The organism is Streptomyces sp. NPDC002130 (assembly GCF_040296465.1).
Taxonomy (GTDB): Bacteria; Actinomycetota; Actinomycetes; order Streptomycetales; family Streptomycetaceae; genus Streptomyces.
In genome coordinates, this window is record NZ_JBEOXI010001211.1 from 1 (window position 1) to 1,071 (window position 1,071).

Below are 1,071 nucleotides of genomic sequence, written 5' to 3' on the forward strand. Positions count from 1 at the left end.
CCCTTCTCCTGCCCGGCGCCGAGGAACCGATGACGGACGGCTGGCAGATCAAGGAAGAACTCGACCACCAACTCGACGCCGTCATCGACTCGGGTGACTGCGGTACCGAACCCACCACAGTCGTCGACTATTCGTCCGGTGTTCCCGAGATCGTGCGCGTCGGCGCGGGAGATCCTTCCCGTTTCGAGTAGCCGCGACGTCAGCTCTGCATTTTCCGAGAGCGGAAGGCCGCCGGAGAAGTCCCGAACCGTTCTTTGAACAGTCGCGAGAAGTGGCTCGCGTCGGAGAAACACCATCGGGTTGCGATCGAGGTGATCGAGCCGTTCGTTCGGCGCAATTCCTCACGCGCCCTGGCCAAGCGCCGCGCCCGTACCGTCCCGTTGAACGTCTCGCCAGTTCGGCCGAAGACTCGCTGGACCGTCCGGGCCGAGACCGCGTGGGCGGCAGCAACAGCGGTCAACGACAACGACGGATCACTCAGGTGCCCGTCGATCCAGGCATCGATCGACAAGCGCAGAGCGACGGAACCGACAGCGTCGCCGGTTCCGATGGTTTGGCTCACCGCCCCGTCGAACAGTTCGAGGGTGGCATTTCTTGCCGCTGATATCGCAGATTCAGGAAGTTCGGCCAACGAATCGTCCAGCATCGACAGATAGGAAACCAACAACCGTACCGACGGTGAGTCCCGATTCAGTGCGCCGCCGAAAGCCGGCCACGCTCGACCAGAGACCTCTGCCAGAGCTGAGCGAGGAATCAGCAAATTGATCGAACGAATCGCCTCCAGCACCTCGAACTCGGCCTCATTGCGCGTATCCCACAGAACCACGTCACCAGCGCCCACGAGAATCGTTTCGCCTGCCCGTGTCAGCGCTTCGCGTCCTGAACGGATTGCGATCAGCACCACCCAGTCTTCCGTGGCGTCGGATACCTGAGTTGCTGTTCGCTTTCCTGAGCACGGATCACAACTGAGGTCGACGAGACCGAAGTCGTCCAGCGAGCGTCGCCTCACCGATGCGGTAAATCCCCCGCGTAGATCCGACCGGGATACCTGCACGTCGAGGGGAATGAATT

At 61.8% G+C, this 1,071-nt stretch carries 2 protein-coding genes; one reads left to right on the plus strand and one right to left on the minus strand.

What is annotated here, in order from left to right; all coding sequences use genetic code 11:
* A partial coding sequence (locus ABT116_RS49695; RefSeq protein ID WP_351648331.1) for an L-threonylcarbamoyladenylate synthase occupies positions 1-191 on the plus strand: 191 nt, incomplete at its 5' end.
* An 8-nt stretch (positions 192-199) separates the two neighbouring features.
* Here ABT116_RS49695 and ABT116_RS49700 read toward each other — a convergent pair.
* A partial coding sequence (locus ABT116_RS49700) for a helix-turn-helix domain-containing protein (RefSeq protein WP_351648334.1) occupies positions 200-1,071 on the minus strand: 872 nt, incomplete at its 5' end.